The sequence below is a fragment of the Pedobacter steynii genome (genome assembly GCF_900103665.1).
Classification (GTDB): Bacteria; Bacteroidota; Bacteroidia; order Sphingobacteriales; family Sphingobacteriaceae; genus Pedobacter; species Pedobacter steynii.
In genome coordinates this window covers 173,619-192,124 of sequence record NZ_FNGY01000003.1, presented here as the reverse complement: position 1 = coordinate 192,124, position 18,506 = coordinate 173,619, and the positions used below count along the sequence as shown (strand labels likewise).

The following is an 18,506-nucleotide window of genomic DNA, read 5'->3' as shown; positions in this document are numbered from 1 at the left end:
GAAAAAAATCTAACTTTAAAATATAATGTTAAAACAATTACGCTGCCTTCCAGTTGTGCTGCTGTTCATGATGGGAGCCGCTTATGGTCAGGAATATAAAACAGTTCAAAATTATAGCGCTGCAGATTGCGGGGACTGCCTGTTGAGCAAGATAGGCCAGGCTTACACCTATACTCCGCAGGAAATTCCTGCGGATGTTTTACCCATCAGGGGAAAAGAAAGAGCCATATTTTTTGCAGGAAGGATCTCCATGCCATTTACGGTTTCTGACCTGAAAAGTAAGTATCAGCTAAGGGTTACTTACCTCTCCGATTCTAAAGACCGGAAAGTCAAAGTTCTGGCAGACAATGAGGTCCTGAACGGTTCACTGGCATTGCCTTATGGGAAAGCAATCACGGCAACCTATACTATTCCGGCTGCTGCTTATCAGGATGGAACGTTTACGTTCGATTTAATTGCGCTTTCCGGTGCAAATGTTCCTGTTAGCCGCTTGGAGATCTTATCTACCGGGTCAAAGCCATTGGTGTATAAGGATGTATTGGCAGAAAAGATCAAGGCGATATCTTTTAAGCCAGAACGGTTGTCGCCGGTCCCTGCACGCGTAGAAAAAGTTAAATCTCCTGTTTTGTCTTTAAACGGAACCTGGGATTTTAAATATAAAACACAGCAAGGAAAAATTCAGGTTCCCGGAGAGTGGGAGATGCAGGGCTATCAGGTAGATTCTGCAGCACAGGCGGCTTATACCACGTCTTTTGAGCTTCCGGACGACTGGAAAGGTAAAAAGATAAAATTACGTTTTGACGGGGTAAGTTCACATTGTGAAGTCTTGTTGAATGGAAAGCTGATTGGCAAACATGAAGGGGGCTTTGTGATTTTTGAAATGGATGCCAGTACTGCGGTAAAAGCGGGAAAGAATAGAATAGAAGTAAAGGTGGCGAGCTTAACCATTTCCGATAAGTTGGGTTGTGTATCTCAGTATGCTGCGCATACGGTAGGAGGAATTCTGAGAAAGGTGACTTTAACCGCATTGCCGGAACTGAATATCGGCGAGATCTATCCTCAGGTTACGTTTGATAAAAACTATCAGAACGCCAATCTCCATATCGACTATCAGGTTTTTAATGAATCGAAGCTGGCAGGAGATGTCGCGCTGAAATTTACATTACTGGATAGGGAAGGAAAGGAGCTCAGCATCAGCGGAAACTCCATCGAAAAGAAGGGGCTTCGTGCAAATACGGACCTGAAGGGAATGCTCAGTATTCCCGTTAACCGCCCTGAAAAATGGGATACAGAACACCCTTATCTCTATACTTTAGTAACTCAGTTGCTCAGCAAAGGAAAAGTTTTGCAGGAGAACAGACAGCAGCTGGGTTTCAGGCAGATTGACATTCGGGGGAACCAGTTCTTCGTCAATAATCATCCTATAAAACTTCATGGTGCAAACAGGCATGATGTAAGCACACTTAGTGGCAGAAGTATCAGTGCTGCCTTAAACAGAAAAGATGCGGAGTTGTTCAGAAATGCCAATTGTAATTATATCCGCACTTCTCATTATCCACCTTCAGAAGAATTTCTGGCAGCCTGTGATTCTTTAGGCATGTTTGTGGAAGCCGAAGCCGCGATTACCTGGGTAGAACACCATGCCAGTCCGATCTGGAAAGAATGGAATTACCTGAACCCTGAATTCCTGCCTCATTTTCTAAGGGCTAATTTTGAAAATATTCGAGGAAACAGAAACCATCCTTCGATCATCATCTGGTCTATTGCCAATGAATCCAGGTGGAGCCCTTTGTGGGATAAAGTAAATACAGAGGTTAAAAAATACGACCCATTGCGTCCAACCGCTTTCCACGATCAGACGTATGGAGGCTTTAACAATGCAGGCAGTAAGGCCGATATCAGGAACATTCATTATCCTGGTTTGGGTGGGCCTGAGCAAACGGATAAATTTACAGACCGGCCGGTGTTGTTTGGAGAGTATTGCCATGTGCAAACCTATAACAGACTGGAAGAGGTCACTGACCCTTATGTCCGTGCGGATTGGGGCAGAATGCTGCACCAGATGTATGATAAAATGTATACCCATCAGGCTTGCCTGGGCGGTGCCATCTGGGCCGGGATTGATGATGTCTTTCATAAACCAGACAGTACTATTGTAGGTTATGGACCATGGGGTTCTGTTCTTGATGGATGGAGAAGAGAGAAGCCCGAGTTTATTTCCGTAAGGAAATCGTACGCGCCGTTTGTGATCCGTAATTTAAAAGAAGCAAGACCAAAGAATGGCATCCTGTTGCTGAAAATAGAGAACAGGTATAATTTTGCGAACCTTAAAGAAGGGCAACTCAAATATATCGTTGATGGCGTTTCTAAGTCTGCTGCTCTGGATATTCCGGCAAGGTCGTTGGGGGATTTGGAACTGCAGGTATCCGACAGTGCGAAAGTTGTTCGCATTACTTTTACCGATCCAAGGGGATTCATTACACAGGAAGAAGAGATGATTTTGTCGGCTGCAGGAAGGGTGATTCCGGTGGAATCGAATGTTGCTGTTAAATTTAAGAAATCCGGTGATCAGATCGTATTGAGCCGCGGCGCACAAAAATATACCTTCGACAAAAATACAGGTGTAGTGACTGACCATAAAATTCTTGGGGGGATTGCCATAATGGTGGTTCCGATGAACGGTGATGATGGTGGGGCGCCTCATATTGCAGGAAACAATTACCAGCGAAACATTAAACCGATTTTGTATCAACCTGAAGGCCATTGGAAAACGAGTATGCTGACTGCTGTACAGGATAAGGCCTCTGTTAATGTAAAGGTAGAAGGCAGTTATAATTATCTGAAAGGTGCTTTTAACTATAAATTTCTGGCAGATGGAACGATTGAGATCGAATACGATTTTAAGGTGACCGATACGGTGAAAATCGATCCGAGACAATGGGGACTGGCTTTTGAACTGCCATCAGATTTCCAACATTTGAACTATTCCAGTAAAGGATACTGGAGCGTTTATCCTGAACATGATATTGCCAGAACGAGTGGTGATATCCAGGCTTTGCCAGTACATCAGAAATATGTAGAAGCGCCATTACAAGTACCTGCAGGCCCTTGGTCTGCAGATGCAAATGACCTTGGAAGCCGGGATTTCAGAAGTACCAAAGCGAATATTTACCATGCAAAATTGAGTAATGGTCAGGGAGCAGGTCTGACCGTTTATTCTGATGGAACGCAGAGTGCGAGAAGCTGGATTGACGGAAATAAAACAAGGTTCCTCCTTGCTGAATTAAATGGAGGTGGTTCTGATCCCTTCTTTGCTGGCTATTATAGTAAGGAACGCAGGCCATTAAAATTGGGTTCTGAGTTAAAAGGAAAAATTAAGCTTAAATTAGAGGGGTCTAAATAAAATAGAAGGATCTAAAACAATTATATACCAAATGAAAATCACTGAGGTAAAAGTCTGGCTGGTAGAAGGCGTTAAATACAACTGGACCTTATTAAAGATCTATACTGATACCGGGCATACCGGGGTTGGGGAGGCGACAAACTGGCCGGGGAGTCCGATTGTTTACCATGCCGCCAAACATGTTGGAGAAAGAATTATTGGTCTGGATCCTATGAAAACAGATTTCATCTGGACCAAACTCTATCGTGATTTAAACTGGATGGGCCCTTATGGCGCAAGTCTATGTGCGATTAGCGGGATAGATATGGCCCTGCTGGACCTGAAAGGAAAAGTATTGGGAACACCATGTTATGAACTGCTGGGCGGTGCTTTTCGGAAAGATATTTTATTATATGCCAATTACTGGTTTACCGGCGGCGGGCATAATGAAGCAGATTATGCAGCGCAGGCTTTAAAGGTTAAAGAAGCAGGATTTACGGGGCTGAAATTTGATCCTTTTGCCCATACGAACTACTTATATGGGGAAGACCTGTCTTCAAACCTTACCCTTACTGCAGAACAGCAGGATTTGGCTTTCAATGTCAGCAAGGCGGTACGTGATGCCGTAGGGCCTGAGTTTGACATTATGATTGAAACCCATGCGATGTTAAACTATCGCGTTGCGGTAAAAATGGCACAGCGTTTATCTGCACTGGACATCACCTGGTATGAAGAACCTGCCGGACCAGAAAGTGCCGACAATCTGCGGGCGATGAGAGAAAGAATTCCGTCTAACGTTTCTATCTGTGTAGGAGAAAGACACTATACCCGGCATGGCATCCGGCCTGTTTTGGAAAAGAACATTTGTGACATCATGATGCCTGACATCACCCGTTGTGGTGGCCCTTCAGAAATGAAGCGCATGGCGACCATGATGGAAACTTATAATGTTTTGCTGGCGCCGCACAATCCAAACGGACCTTTATCTACCCTGGCCAGCGCGCATGTTTGTGCTTCCGTTCCTAATTTTTTCAGACAGGAGTTTATGTTTAATGATGTGCCCTGGAGGGATGAGGTGATCACACATCCGATTGGAGATATGGTTAATAATGGACATTTGCACTTGTCTGACAGGCCAGGACTTGGGGTAGATCTTGTAGAAGAAGAAATGGAAAAACATCCTGGAATTCTGGCTCCAAGGCCAGGTTTTTACGTTTAAATAACATCATCATAAGGGCTTTATAAAATCATCATGGCTTTGCAAATTGATTTAAAGGGAAAGGTTGCAGTCGTTACCGGAGTGAGTTCGGGAATCGGTTTGGGCGTGGCAAAAATGCTGGCCAGAGCCGGCTGTACCGTTATTGGATGTGCATTAGATGCTGCGGATAGCGCAGGAGCGAACTTATTCCTCGATGCAGTTAAAGCGGAACGTGCTGCTGGTCAGTATCTACAGACGGATATCACTAAACCCGAAGCGCTTGAAGCTCTTGTAGCGGTTGCGGTAAAAAACGGGGGAATAGACATCCTGGTTTCTAATGCCGGGAGGAACTTTTTTCAGGGTGCGGCCGAGTGTGATGAACAGGAATGGCAGGAGAATATGAACCTGAACCTGACTTCCCACTGGCGACTTGCGAAATTGTGCCGTCCTCACCTCGAACAGCGTTCTGGCGTCATCCTGATGATGACCTCTAATCATGCGGAACATACCATCCCCGGATGTTTTCCTTATAACCTTGCCAAGACTGCATTAACCGGATTGGTGAGAAGTCTTGCCATTGAATGGGGACCAGCAATTCGTTGTGTGGGAATTGCACCCGGATTTATAGATACACCAGGCAATCAGCACTGGTTCAATTCCTTTGCCGAGCCTGAGCAGGAGCGACAAAGAACGATTGACCTTCATCCGGTAAAAAAACTGGGAACAGCAGAAGAAATAGGTGGATGGTGTGCTTTTCTGGCAAGCGATTACGCGGCATTTGCTTCCGGAACAACCTACCTCATTGATGGGGGAAGAAGCGCGCTGATGCAGGACAACTAGTCCTGATGGCAATATGGTGTCAGCATTGGATACTCCATGTAAAGTGATCATTATCAAGGAGGTTTATATTCGTTTGTTCTTATTAACCAGAAGAACATAACCTAATCATCAACCTAAACAAACCTTACATGAAAAAAAATGCCTGTCTCCTGCTGTTCGCAGTTGCCTTTCTGTTCGCCTGTAAAAAAAGCGATGTTCCCGGAGTACCTGTTGACGAAGTTCCAATAGATACGGGATACCATTACAAATCTGACTATGCTTACAACCTGAACGTGGTTTATTTCGTTGCGTCTGATAAAACGCCCAATGCTGATTACCACCGCAGAATTAGTGAAATGATGCTTCAGGGGCAGGATTTCTATGGGAAATGGATGAAACACTGGGGATTTGGAGATAAAAGCTTTGGATTGCTGAAAGATGTAGCCAAAAAGAGAATCAAGATCGTAGAGATCAAAGGAAAGCTGGATCAATCGAATTATCCTTACGATGGTGGGGCAGGAGCAGTACTGAAAGAAGTAGATGAATATTTTGCTGCGCATCCGACAGAAAAAACAAGCGACCATACCTTGATTATTATGTGTGTTAAAGACATTGAGGCAGATAAGGCTCCTTTTTATGGATTGGGCCGCAATTGTTTTGCTTTGGATTATCCGGGGATGGACATTAAAGATCTGGGCGCAGCGACTCCGGCGGGGACTAAGGCTACAGGCTGGATCGGCGGGCTCATGCATGAGCTCGGTCATGGCATCAATTTACCTCATAATGGAGGTCAGAAATCAGAAAATACACAATTTGGAACTTCATTAATGGGCGCGGGGAATTCGAGTTACGGGAAAACGCCAACTTACCTGACAAAAGCAGATTGTGCGATTTTAAACAATACCCAGGTCTTCAGTAAAGTGACAAGAACGGATTGGTATGCGCCTTTTAATGCAACAATCAACCATCTGAATGCGAAATTTGAAGGTGGGAATATTATTGTTTCCGGACGCCTGTCAAATGCCGGATCTGTTAATTACATCAATTTTTATAATGATGGGGCTAAAAATGGAATCGGTGGAAATAAAGACTATGATGCAGTGCCCTGGTCTACTCAGAAAATTGGTGTAGACAGCTTCTATGTCAGCATGCCTTTGAGCGAGTTTAGCAATACCGAAAGTTACCCCTATGAGCTAAGGATCATGCTCTGCAACCAAAACGGAAGTATGATCAATGTGCCATATCCTTACGAAATAAAGAATGGAAGTCCGGTCATTGATTTCGGGGATAAGAACGAATACGCCAAAACAAACTGGCAGGTGATTGATTTCAGCTCAGAGGAAACGGTAGAGGAAGATGGGAAAGTGGCTAACCTTCTGGATCGGAACAATACAACTGCCTGGGTAACGCGCTGGAATACCAATGCGCCGACCTTTCCGCATCACTTTGTGGTCAATATGGGCCAGGCATTAGCCGCTGATGGATTTACATTTACCCAGCGTGCCGGAAGCAGCAAAATAAAAGACATGCAGATTTTGACAAGTAACGACAACATCAGCTGGGTTGTACTTGGAAATTACGTGTTAAAAGATATTGGAGGACCGCAGTTTATTTATTTACCCGCTCCAAAGACATTCAAATATTTTAAAGTAATCGTTACCTCCGCTACTGATGGTCGTCAGTATGCTTCGCTCGCGGAAGTTGGCGTGTTTAAAAATTAATCTGGATTAGATTAATGCCCTGGTCGGGGTCAGCAGGTACGTTTGGTCGCGTACCTGTTTTTTTATGAAATGATTTTTGAGCAATATCAGGGAACGCCTACGCAGTTTCGAAATTCTTTGGGAAGTTGTGGGCCTCATGTCTCTGACAGCGAAATAATTATAAAAGTTATCCTTTCTTTTTATATTTTCGTTCTCAGGGAATAAATGTAATGTTTGAATATAAGGCACTCAGTGATCAGGAATTGATCAGTCTACTTAGGACAGGTGATAAATACGCCTTCACTGAGATCTATAACCGTCACAAAAATTTACTTCAAAACCATCTTTATAAAAAGTTAGGCGACCAGGAATTGGTCAAAGACGTATTACAGGATCTTTTTGTGAAATTGTGGGCCAATAAATCGCAGATGCCCCTGACCGATAATCTGCCTGGTTATTTGTTTTCTGCTGCCCGAAATCGTGTTTTTAATCATTTGTCACATAAACAGGTGGAGTCTAAATTTATTAGTTCCATCCAGGTTTTTTTTAGCGAGGACAATTATATCACTGATCTGAAAATTAGGGAAAGAGAATTCGCCCAGATTATCCGTCAGGAAATTGAGGCATTACCACCCAAGATGAGAGCGGTGTTTGTATTAAGCCGTGAAGAGCAGCTTTCTCATGAGGAAATCGCCAAACAACTCAATATATCTTCTCAAACGGTCTCTAAACAAATCAGCAATGCACTCAAAATTTTAAGGGTGAAATTGGGGTTGCTTTTCTACTTCCTGTAACCGGTAAAAAAATATTTTTTTTCTTCTACCTGTTGGGCTACCTCTTAGCTGTCTTAGTGTTAAATGGGAAAAAATCCTAAATACTTATGCAAAAACAAGAGGTATCTGATTTATTAAAGAGATATCTGGCAGGAAACTGTTCAGAACGGGAACGTGGGCTATTGGAAACCTGGTACCTTAAATATGAGGAAAAGGCTTTGCCGGAGTTTCCTCAGCAACAGAAAGACGAACAGCTTGAAGAAATATGGACTTACCTTTCCAGAGAACTTGACATTTCATCCATAGCTATTGAAGAAGTCCCTAAAAAAACACCTTCTTCTTTATGGCAAAAAATTGCAGTGGCAGCAACGGTACTCATTGCCCTGAGCATAGGCTTACATTTCTATCATTCCCCTGTTAAAACTACTTCAGTACACCCTGAGCATGTTAGCCGTACTGTAAAAAACTCAGGTACCAGAACCATGCTCACACTTGCCAATGGCAAAACAATTGAACTCGACCAGGCTCACAATGGCAAAATTGCCGTACAGGAAGGAGTAACCATTACTAAAACCAAAGATGGACAGCTGGTCTATGAAGGAGCGGCAAAGGTGAGCGCTTTTAACCAGATTACGACTGCTAAAGGCGGGCAATATCAGATCAGCCTGCCTGATGGGACAAAAGTATGGCTAAATGCTGCTTCTTCTTTGAGTTATCCGGCTGCTTTTACAGGAAATAACCGGGAGGTAAGACTTGTTGGTGAGGCTTATTTCGAGGTGAAGGGAAATAAGAAAATGCCTTTCGTAGTGTATACCAAAGGACAGGAGGTCATGGTTTTAGGAACACATTTCAATGTGAATGCCTATCCGGATGAAGACCAGACAAAAACCACCCTGCTGGAAGGCAGTGTAAAACTGAAGCTGGAAAATTCATCTGTAACTGCAGTACTTAAACCCGGTCAGCAAGCCGTATTTGAGTCCAATCAACTGGACCTGGCCGATATTGATGTAGCGGAAGCCACCGCCTGGAAAGACGGTTATTTTCTTTTTCAAGATGAAGAAATCCGATCAATTATGAGGAAAATTGCCCGATGGTATGATGTGGATGTTGTTTATCTGCCTAAGGTAAGTGACAAAAAGATAGGTGGTCATATTTCCAGGAATAAATCCCTGCAGGAAGTACTGAAAATGCTCTCCAATACAGATAAATTTAATTTTAAAGTTGAAGGAAGGAGGATTACAGTTATGCCTTAAATGATACATCCAAAGGCCTGTAATTAAAAAACCAGAAGCGTTGAAGCCGCTCCTGGCTCATTTAAGTTTTTACAGGTATCCATTTTATAAAACACGAAAGTATTACAAATGACCAGGAACGAAAGTCATAGCGTTGCTATGCTTTGTTCATTAAAAACCAACTAACCAAATGTATGAATTTATAACCTTTAATTCATATGGCTATGGCCGTATGAAACGCAAATTAATATTGACAATGAAACTGACGGTACTGTTGTTGATGACTTGTTTAATGCAAGTGAGTGCCACTGGGTTTTCTCAGAACAAAATCACTCTTTCCGAGAAGAAAGCCTCCTTGAAAAAAGTTCTTAAAGAGATTTCAAGGCAAAGTGGTTTTGATCTGATTTTTGTTTCTGATGCCGTTAAGCTGGCCAGGCCCGTAGATATCAATGTGAAGAAGGTAAGCCTGGAAGAAGCTTTGAAACAGACCTTTAACAATCAGCCCCTGGTGGTATATGCCATTGAAGGGCAGAGTGTGATTGTAAAGGACAAAAAAATCAGCCCTGTGCTGCTCAATCAATTGCCTGAAACTTCGGTGATAGAGGTAAAAGGAAAAGTACTGGATGAAACGGGACGGGGCGTTCCGGGAGCAACGGTAAAGGTAAAGGGCTCCAGACAAGGGGTAGTAACGGATAACAATGGGCAGTTTATTTTGAAAGGACTGGATGAAAATGCAATCTTACAGGTTTCTTACCTGGGATACATTACACAGGAAGTACAACTAAATGGACAAAACCAGGTTACTGTGAAATTACAGGCTGATTTAGGTCAGTTGAGCGAAGTAGTCGTAGTGGGGTATGGTACACAGAAGAAAGTTAACCTGACTGGCGCCGTATCTGTGGTGAAAGGAGAGGATCTGGAAAATAGGCCCGTAGTGAACGCCACGCAAAGTTTACAGGGAATTGCGCCTGGATTGAATGTTTCTGTAGCCGGGAACACCAAGCCCGGACAGAGTTTCAACCTGAATATCAGAGGCGCCGGAAATCTAAGTGGTGGCGATGGTCCTTTTGTATTGGTGGATGGAATGGCCATGTCCTTGTCGGATGTAAATCCTAATGACATCGAATCGGTTTCCATATTAAAAGATGCGGCTGCCTCTGCAATTTATGGGGCAAGGGCACCTTACGGCGTGATTTTGGTGACCACAAAAAAAGGCAAGGCCGAGCGTACCACGATCTCTTATTCGAGCAACGCAGGTTTAACTTCTCCGCTGTTACTGCCAAAAATGGCCAATTCTTATGATTTTGCCACTTATTTTAATGCGGCAACTTTTAATGCCACAGGAAGTAAACAATATTCAGAAGATAAGCTGGCTTTGTTACAGCAGTATATTAAAGACCCCAGGGGAATGAACATCTTTCCTGAGGCCAATGATAATTTTTATTCCAACTGGGAGAATACCGCAAATGGGGTCGCCAATACCGATTGGTTTGCCTTTCATTATAAGCCTTATGCCCTACGTCAGTCGCACAATATCAGTGCCAGCGGAGGGAGTAAAAATACGCAGTTTTTTGTCTCCGGAGCTTATTACAATGAAGGAGGTACCATGCGTTATGCGGATATTAATTACGACCGGTATAACCTGAATGCCAGCATCAGTTCTCAGTTAACGAGCTGGGTAAAGCTGAAACTGAATACCAAATTCACACAGTCTGCCTATAAATCTCCATTCACCGCATTTGAAAATTTATTTTTTCATAACCTGGCCAGGATGAGACCCAATGTTTCTCCCTATGACCTGAACGGAAATTTCTCTGAGATGTCTAACGTCCCTTATCTGCAATCCGGTTCCAGTGATGTGACTAAAGAAACTACCCTTGCCATTTTACCCGGTCTGGAATTAGAACCGGTTAAAAACTGGAAGATTATGGCGGATTTTAATCTCCTGAAAAAGGACCTTAATCAGGATGTTTTAAAATTACCAGGTCTGATTTACGGGATTGACGGCACTCCAAAATTTGTGAACAGATCAGAATACAATATTCCATTGCTGGGCGGCTATGCACGTAATATGGCAGCTACAAATTACTTTTCGCCAAATGTGTATACTTCTTACAACTTTACACTGAATGAAGACCATAATTTCAGTGCGATGATTGGCTTTCAACAGGAATTGAATGAGTTTAAAGCGCTTTCTTCTTCCGTTCAGGATTTGATCAGCCCAACCAGACCCGGCCTTTCTCTGGCTACCAGAAATCAAACAACTACTGAAGAACGTACGCATTGGGGAACACAGGGCTTTTTTGGCAGGTTCAACTATAACTATAAAAGTAAATATCTGGTAGAGATCAATGGCAGATACGACGGTTCTTCCCGCTTTGCATCAGGCAGCAGATGGGGCTTTTTTCCTTCTTTCTCTTTGGGGTATAACATTGCTCAGGAGAAATTTATGGAGTCGTTAAAAGAACACATTAGCCTGCTTAAACTTCGTGGATCTTATGGTTTCTTAGGGAATCAATCTGGTGCCGGACTTTACTCTTATGCACAAAGCATGAGAATTACCGTTCCGGGGCCTTCGGGCGCAGGCGGTCCCTGGTATTTTCAGAATGGCAGAGAAGGATATATAAAGGCCCCGGATCCTTTTAATCCCCTGATTACCTGGGAAAAGGTACAGAATGGAAATATAGGGTTGGACTTTGAAGCGCTGAAAGGCAGGCTTTCTGGTAGTATCGACGTCTACCAAAGAAGTACTAAGGATATGTTGGGCCCTTCATTGGATATTGCCGATATGTTTGGGGGGATCCCTCCAAAAAGCAACAATGCTAACCTGAGAACCAGGGGATGGGAATTGTCACTGAACTGGCGCGATAAGCTGGACAATGGCATTCAATATTCCATTGGTGTCATGTTATCTGACAATAAATCGGTGGTCACCAAATACCAGAATCCGACCTATAGTGACCCTGCCGGTAATGGCTGGTATGAAGGGAAACAAGTGGGCGAAATCTGGGGATACCGTGCTTCGGGGCTGATTCAGACGGCAGAAGAAGCTGCCGCTTTTAATAAGTTAAACCACTCCTTCCTTTCTCCCGTAAATTGGGTGCCCGGAGATGTGAAATACCTGGACCTGAATGGGGATGGGAAAATTAACAACGGGTCTAATGTACTTGGCGATATGGGTGATAAAACGATTATAGGTAGTACCAATCCGAGATATGCCTACTCCTTTAATGGTGCCATCCAATGGAAAGGGATTTCTGTTTCGGCCTTATTCCAGGGCATCGGAAAAAGAGATTATGCCCCGGGATCTGGTGAAGTTTATTTCTGGGGCGCGGGGGCTTTAGCTCAGGTGACCGTATTTAAGCAACACCTGGACTATTGGACACCACAAAATACGGACGCTTATTATCCAAATCCTTATGCTGCCCCGGCCGGTTCTATCGGAACTTTTACTAATAAAACGCAACAGGTTTCCGACAGGTACATGCAAAACGCGGCTTATTTAAGACTGAAGAATGCAACCATCAGTTATTCGCTACCGGAACAATGGATTAAAAAGGTGAAACTCAGTAAAGTGAATGTATTTGTAACGGGGGAAAATCTGTTTACGATCACTAAACTGGCTAAAATGCTGGATCCGGAAACTATTCTTGGAAGCGTGGAGTCCGGGAAAATATATCCTTTATCCAGGGTATATGCATTGGGGATTAATATTGGTCTATAAAAGATAAGAAAATGAAAAAGAATTTAAATATATGCGTTGTACTAGGCCTGCTGTTTGTTTTTTCTGCTTGTAAGAAAAGCTTTCTTGATCTTGAACCGCTGGATACCTTAAGTACCACCAACAGTCTCGCCTCTACCAACGAGTTGAGAATGTATATGAACCAGTTTTATCAGGGAAGCCAGCTGAATCAGGGAACTTCGATTTATCCGGAAACTTTCCCGCTGCAGCCAACCGGCGTTGGTGGTACAGGAATTGCTTTTAATGATGCCGGAACTGATAATATGATTTTCTCTGCCGTAAACACCCGGACAAGCGGACTGTTCTCGCTGAGTGCAGCACCAGAGATTAAGGAATATGTAGCGGTACGGAACCTGAATTATTTCTTTGAGCACTTTAAAAATGCAAAAGGAAATGCTGCAGAGAACAATAAGTTTTTAGGAGAAGCCAGGTTTTTCAGAGCCTACTATTATTTTGCGATGTTGAAAAAAATCGGAGCGGTGACCTGGGTGAACCAGGTATTACCCGGAGAGAAGGAGGTGATGGAAGTACCAAGGGCATCCAGAACTTTAATCGTAGATTCTGTTTTGGCCGATCTGGATCAGGCTGTAACTTTATTGCCTTCGGTTGCCAATAGCGCAAGTATGCGCGTTCATAAAGATGTGGCATTGGCTTTTAAGTCGAGAGTAGCCCTGTATGAAGCAACCTGGGAGAAATATCACAAGGCTAAAAATGATCCGTTTTTTACCAAAGATATCAGCGCGGAAAAGATTCAGAACTATTTTGAACAGGCACGTGACGCCGCGTCGGCAGTAATGACTGGTAACAAATGGTCGGTTTACACGACCGGTAAGCCATTGGAAGATTATGGGAACCTGTTTATGACTACAGACCTTTCTGCGAATCCGGAAATCCTGTTTTGGAAGAAATATAATGCCAACGAAAATATTGCCCATAGTGTTAGTAAATATACCTCTACAGGAGGGGCAGACTTGGGCTTAACTTTATCCCTGGTAGATGATTATCTGACCAGAGACGGAAGGCCTTTTCTTGGTACTGAGCGTGCAGATGCACAAAAAATTTATGCGAAGGAACTGAGCCCGTTACTGAGGGACCCGCGTTTGGGACAAACGATAGCCGTACCAGGCAAGCCGTTAAAACCAGGTGTAGTGGTACCAGGTTATCCGCCAATTAACCAGACCGGCTTTAACAAAAGCACGACTGGTTATCCTTTGTATAAGTTTTTGGAATACAACAATGCAGCCGCTGTATCCGACGATTTTAAAAGTGTGGCTCCTGCTATTGTGTTTCGCTATGCCGAGGTATTGCTGAACTATGCAGAGGCCGTTGCAGAATTGGGTGGAGATCCTGGTTCCATCGCAAATGCGTTAAACCCACTTAGAACGCGTGCCGGAATGCCAGCTGTTGATTTCAATAGAGAATACAATACGGATGCAAGTTATCCTTTCAGGAACCTTGGCAGTGTCATCCAGGCCGTAAGAAGAGAGCGGAGAGTGGAGCTGGCCGCCGAAGGTATGCGCCTGGATGACATCATGCGTTGGGCTGCTGCGGATGAGTTGTTGATTGGGAAACGCCAGTTAGGGACACTTTTTGTAGGCAGCGATATGACAAGTCAGAATGTTACCGGAGGATTCTACGGCGCTTCGTTGTTGTATTACGATACTGCCCCGGCCGGTAAATCTGTCAATCTTTATCTGAACGGCAATGCCGGCGATGGGCTTAGGTATATAGATCCTTTCAAAAGTATCCTTCCAAATGGTTCCGGTTTTAATCCGCAAAGGGATTATTTGCTACCCATTCAACAGCGAATGGTGCAATTAACGGGGGGCAAATGGATCCAGAACCCAGGATGGTAATCACAATTTAACTCTAGAAGAATGAAGACAATAAATCATAAACTAAAACTACTGCTGTTTGTCATGGTCATTGGCCTGACGCTCTCTTGTAAAAAGGAAAATATTGCTCCAAAACCTGAACTTAGTTCTTTTTCTGCCACGCTGGAAGGCGGAGTAGCTACAGTTCCTGCTATCGGTGGAAAACTGAATATTCTGATCAGCGCCGGTACCGATGGCTGGTGGATCAGCACCGCCCAGGCGGATTTGCTAACGATTACGAGAATGTACGGTTCCGGTGATTTTAAGCTTCCGGTTACCATAAAGGCCAATACAAGTGGCGCAGCGAGGCTGGTTTCTTTGAAGGTAAACCCTACTTTTAATCTTCCGGCAGTTACCTTTAACATCAATCAGGATAAATAAACCTTTCAGGCGGTGGGTTAGACCGCCTGAAATTAAACTTTAACATTTAACACCACGAAATGAAAAAACTTTCTGTATTCTTCTTATTGCTTTGTGCTCAGTTGGGCTATGCACAGCAGAAGCCCAACATCATCATTATTGTTTCAGACGACCATGCTTTTCAAGCCATAGGCGCTTATGGTAGTCAGTTTATGAAGACTCCGGCAATAGACAGGATTGCGCGGGAAGGGGTCCGTTTTGATAAGGGATACGTAACAAACTCCATTTGCGGGCCTAGCAGGGCCGTAATTTTAACCGGTAAATACAGCCATAAAAATGGTTTTAAAGACAATGAACACTCCAAATTTGATGGTAGTCAGGATTCATTTGTAAAGCAATTGAGAAATGGCGGTTATCAAACGGCCTGGATTGGTAAATGGCATTTGGAAACCACTCCACAGGGATTTGACCATTGGCAGGTTCTTCCGGATCAGGGCCAATATTATAACCCGGATTTTCTGATGCAGGATGGCAGTAAAAAAAGATACGAGGGTTATGTAACTAATGTGGTGGAAGATGTAGCGGAAGAATGGTTGAACAAACGCGATCAGTCGAAACCTTTTTGTCTGGTGATTGGTCATAAGGCCACCCACCGCGTTTGGTTGCCTGATACTGCCGATATGGGCATGTTTGATAAGGTTACTTTTCCTTTGCCTCCTAATTTCTATGACAACTATAAAACCCGTGAGGCCGCGAAGGTTCAGGATATGAGTATCGCCAAAACCATGTTGATGGGCTATGATTTAAAGATGTTCAGATTTGAAGAAGAGGCTGACAGAGAAGGTTCGGTGAAACGTATGAATCCTGCTCAAAGAGCGAAATTTGATGCTTATTATCAGCCTATAGCAGCTGATTTAAGGGCCAGGAACCTGACAGGTAATGCATTGACTGAATGGAAATATCAGCATTATATGCGTGATTATCTATCTACCGCAGCTTCTTTGGACCGGAATGTTGGCAGAACCCTGGATTATCTGGATCAACATGGACTGACTAAAAATACCATCGTAATTTATATGTCTGATCAGGGCTTTTACCTGGGAGAACATGGCTGGTTTGATAAAAGATTTATGTATGAAGAATCTTTCCGTACACCGATGGTAATGCGATATCCCGGAGTGATTAAGCCCGGCACTGTCTCAAAAGATTTCGTGATGAATCTCGATATTGCCCCAACGATGTTGGACGCTGCCGGGATTTCCATTCCCAAAGATGTACAAGGAAAATCAATGCTTCCTCAATTAAAGGATAAAAACAAAAACGGAAGAAAAGTGATGTTTTATCATTATTACGAAAATGGGGAACATGCTGTATCGCCACACTTTGGTATCAGGACCAGCAGATATAAATTGATCCGCTTCTATAAACGCGTGAATAGCTGGGAGCTTTTTGATTTGCAGAAAGATCCTGGCGAATTGAATAACCTATATGGAGTGCCTGGTTATGAAAAGATTACAGCTCAAATGAAAAAGCAATTGAATGAGCAGATTGCAAATTATGAAGATCAGGATGCTAAGGATATTTTAGCTTCTACTGACTAGCATTTCTTAATTTGTTTATGATCAGGTGATGGTGCTTCCTTGTGCGCGAATTTGTAAAAAGCCGTACGTCTTTGTATTAAAATCGAACCGGTTTCTTTATTGTAAAGAAATCAACTTTGGAAACCATCACCTGAATGTAAAGGACCGTAATTTCGGAAATGATGAAGAACGGAAAAGAACAAGCTAATGTTCTCGGGTGTGCTGGTAGGTACTTTCGGTATGGTCATGGAGTTTAATGGCGATGTTTTTGATGGAATTGTCCAGGTTCTCCGCAGAATCAAAAAGTGCCTCTTCCAGTTCTGTATAAGTTTTCTTTTTATTTTTGCTCATTCGAATTACCATGATGATGCCCTTGATATTACTCAGATATCTTCTGACTTCATGAGAGTTTATAAATGAGATTTCTCTATTTAATTCACTATACATGAGTTCGTTGTATTTCTTTTTCATTCTGACTGACCGATAGAGGAGGACGAGTGTAATGATAATCATCGCCGCAATGATCCCCGATAAAATGAACTGATTTTTTCTGGCTTTCAGATTCTCCTCGGCGATCACATACTTGTTTTTAATCTCATCATATTTTAAAAAAGTGAGGATGCTACCTGTTTTCATGATGTTTTTAGAATTTAGGAAGGACTGACGCAGTCCTTTCTCGTAATAACTGGAGGACAACTTGAAATTCTTTTCTTGCTGATAGGCATCGCCTAATAACTCGTAGAGTATGCTTCTGGTATATCCGGGATCTTTCAGGTTCGGAGAAGCAAGAAGTTTGAAGGTTAGTTCTTTAGCCTCTGAGGTTTTGTCGAACAATAAGTAGGCACGGGCAAGGTAGATGATGGTTAAATAGTGGTCTTCGTTCCCGAAGTTTTTCAGGACCAGTTTTATCGAATCTATGGCTGTGGGGTCTTTTTTAAGCAGGAGTTCCATACACCTGAACCGTTGTTTCATAATCGCGTACTGCGGAGATCCCTTTTCTCCTTTGAGTACTTTTTGGGTATAAAATTGCAGGGAATCCAGGTTTTGCAGATAGAAATAAGTGATGGCTTTATTCTGATAAATGGTTTTGGGAATAAAGGTTTTGGTCTGTTTAAGGGAAAGTGCTGTTGCCTCATTCAGGGCGTTTATGGCCTCATCGTAGAGATTGTTTTTGATGTACAGGTCTGCAATATTGTTGTAATTGAAGACCAGAAGGGTAGTATCGTGATTTTTTCTAAAGATCTTTCCAACCATGAGGTAAGTTTCCATTGCTCCCATGTAATTTTCGAGGTCGGTCTCAATGAAAGCAAGCATTCTCAATAGCCTCGGCAACTGTGGCTTTCCTTCACTTGTTTTTTTCAATGCAAGAAGAATAAAATGCTTTGCTAAATCCAAATTTCCTAGTTTTTTTGCAGCTACACCTTCTATTTCATAAGCAAATGCTTTTTTATCGGAGATATTACTTGCTGCCAGGGCAGTCAGGAGTGTTTTTTTATCTGATGAAATATGGGTTGTATCGGTTGCTTTGAGGATATAGGATTGGGTGAGCTGATATAACAATTCCTGTGCTGCTGCTTCAGGGAGATGTGGCAGCTTTTTTACTTTCTCTGATAAGCCTTCGTCAGCAAATAGGTTTAAGGAAAAGAACAAGGAGAATAACAATGAAATGAGTGTCTTTAGTGTACGTGTTGTCATTTCGATTTATTTAAGAGTAGCGTAATTTAAAACCATATTCAAAATATCAAATAAAATTTGCAATCAGGTATAATAAATCATCAGTTGCAAATAATAGAGGCAAAATGTCTTGTGTGGAAATAGTTTCAATGTTTTGATTATCTTCAACAGG

The 18,506-nt window shown here is 42.9% G+C and carries 11 protein-coding genes; 10 read left to right on the top strand and 1 reads right to left on the bottom strand.

Annotated elements, in window-relative coordinates; genetic code table 11:
• The first annotated feature begins 25 nt into the window (after positions 1-25).
• The 10 genes from BLQ87_RS09065 to BLQ87_RS09020 all read left to right on the top strand — a co-directional run bounded on the left by BLQ87_RS09065 (position 26) and on the right by BLQ87_RS09020 (position 16,681).
• Positions 26-3,403: a glycoside hydrolase family 2 gene (locus BLQ87_RS09065; RefSeq protein ID WP_074605844.1), complete on the top strand. Its 3,378-nt coding sequence runs from the start codon at positions 26-28 to the stop codon at positions 3,401-3,403.
• 31 nt (positions 3,404-3,434) lie between these two features.
• On the top strand, positions 3,435-4,601 hold the full coding sequence (locus tag BLQ87_RS09060) for a mandelate racemase/muconate lactonizing enzyme family protein (RefSeq protein WP_074605843.1): 1,167 nt from the start codon (positions 3,435-3,437) through the stop codon (positions 4,599-4,601).
• A gap of 33 nt (positions 4,602-4,634) precedes the next feature.
• Positions 4,635-5,420, top strand: coding sequence for an SDR family NAD(P)-dependent oxidoreductase (locus BLQ87_RS09055; RefSeq protein ID WP_074605842.1), 786 nt, complete (start codon positions 4,635-4,637; stop codon positions 5,418-5,420).
• Positions 5,421-5,548: 128 nt separating this feature from the next.
• A complete protein-coding gene (locus BLQ87_RS09050) occupies positions 5,549-7,120 on the top strand; it encodes a discoidin domain-containing protein (RefSeq protein ID WP_074605841.1) in 1,572 nt (523 codons plus the stop codon).
• 209 nt (positions 7,121-7,329) lie between these two features.
• Positions 7,330-7,893, top strand: coding sequence for an RNA polymerase sigma factor (locus BLQ87_RS09045; protein WP_074605840.1), 564 nt, complete (start codon positions 7,330-7,332; stop codon positions 7,891-7,893).
• A gap of 86 nt (positions 7,894-7,979) precedes the next feature.
• A complete protein-coding gene (locus BLQ87_RS09040; RefSeq protein ID WP_074605839.1) occupies positions 7,980-9,125 on the top strand; it encodes a FecR family protein in 1,146 nt (381 codons plus the stop codon).
• A 235-nt stretch (positions 9,126-9,360) separates the two neighbouring features.
• Positions 9,361-12,828, top strand: coding sequence for a SusC/RagA family TonB-linked outer membrane protein (locus BLQ87_RS09035; protein WP_216857753.1), 3,468 nt, complete (start codon positions 9,361-9,363; stop codon positions 12,826-12,828).
• A gap of 11 nt (positions 12,829-12,839) precedes the next feature.
• The gene (locus tag BLQ87_RS09030; protein ID WP_074605838.1) at positions 12,840-14,702 is read left to right on the top strand and encodes a RagB/SusD family nutrient uptake outer membrane protein; all 1,863 of its coding nucleotides are present in this window, start codon (positions 12,840-12,842) and stop codon (positions 14,700-14,702) included.
• A gap of 21 nt (positions 14,703-14,723) precedes the next feature.
• Positions 14,724-15,101, top strand: a complete 378-nt coding sequence (locus BLQ87_RS09025; RefSeq protein WP_074605837.1) for a BACON domain-containing protein — start codon at positions 14,724-14,726, stop codon at positions 15,099-15,101.
• Between the two features lie 59 nt (positions 15,102-15,160).
• Positions 15,161-16,681 carry a sulfatase family protein gene (locus BLQ87_RS09020; RefSeq protein WP_074605836.1) on the top strand — a complete coding sequence of 507 codons (1,521 nt, stop codon included), beginning with the start codon at positions 15,161-15,163 and terminating at the stop codon, positions 16,679-16,681.
• A 183-nt stretch (positions 16,682-16,864) separates the two neighbouring features.
• Here BLQ87_RS09020 and BLQ87_RS09015 read toward each other — a convergent pair whose 3' ends face one another.
• Positions 16,865-18,355 carry a tetratricopeptide repeat protein gene (locus BLQ87_RS09015; protein WP_074605835.1) on the bottom strand — a complete coding sequence of 497 codons (1,491 nt, stop codon included), beginning with the start codon at positions 18,353-18,355 and terminating at the stop codon, positions 16,865-16,867.
• Positions 18,356-18,506 lie beyond the last annotated feature (151 nt).

Excerpts from the sequence above, each read along its gene's own strand:
- BLQ87_RS09065 (WP_074605844.1), top strand. The coding sequence starts at position 26 with ATGTTAAAACAATTACGCTGCCTTCCAGTTGTGCTGCTGTTCATGATG.
- BLQ87_RS09060 (WP_074605843.1), top strand. The coding sequence starts at position 3,435 with ATGAAAATCACTGAGGTAAAAGTCTGGCTGGTAGAAGGCGTTAAATAC.
- BLQ87_RS09055 (WP_074605842.1), top strand. The coding sequence starts at position 4,635 with ATGGCTTTGCAAATTGATTTAAAGGGAAAGGTTGCAGTCGTTACCGGA.
- BLQ87_RS09050 (WP_074605841.1), top strand. The coding sequence starts at position 5,549 with ATGAAAAAAAATGCCTGTCTCCTGCTGTTCGCAGTTGCCTTTCTGTTC.
- BLQ87_RS09045 (WP_074605840.1), top strand. The coding sequence starts at position 7,330 with ATGTTTGAATATAAGGCACTCAGTGATCAGGAATTGATCAGTCTACTT.
- BLQ87_RS09040 (WP_074605839.1), top strand. The coding sequence starts at position 7,980 with ATGCAAAAACAAGAGGTATCTGATTTATTAAAGAGATATCTGGCAGGA.
- BLQ87_RS09035 (WP_216857753.1), top strand. The coding sequence starts at position 9,361 with ATGAAACTGACGGTACTGTTGTTGATGACTTGTTTAATGCAAGTGAGT.
- BLQ87_RS09030 (WP_074605838.1), top strand. The coding sequence starts at position 12,840 with ATGAAAAAGAATTTAAATATATGCGTTGTACTAGGCCTGCTGTTTGTT.
- BLQ87_RS09025 (WP_074605837.1), top strand. The coding sequence starts at position 14,724 with ATGAAGACAATAAATCATAAACTAAAACTACTGCTGTTTGTCATGGTC.
- BLQ87_RS09020 (WP_074605836.1), top strand. The coding sequence starts at position 15,161 with ATGAAAAAACTTTCTGTATTCTTCTTATTGCTTTGTGCTCAGTTGGGC.
- BLQ87_RS09015 (WP_074605835.1), bottom strand. The coding sequence starts at position 18,355 with ATGACAACACGTACACTAAAGACACTCATTTCATTGTTATTCTCCTTG.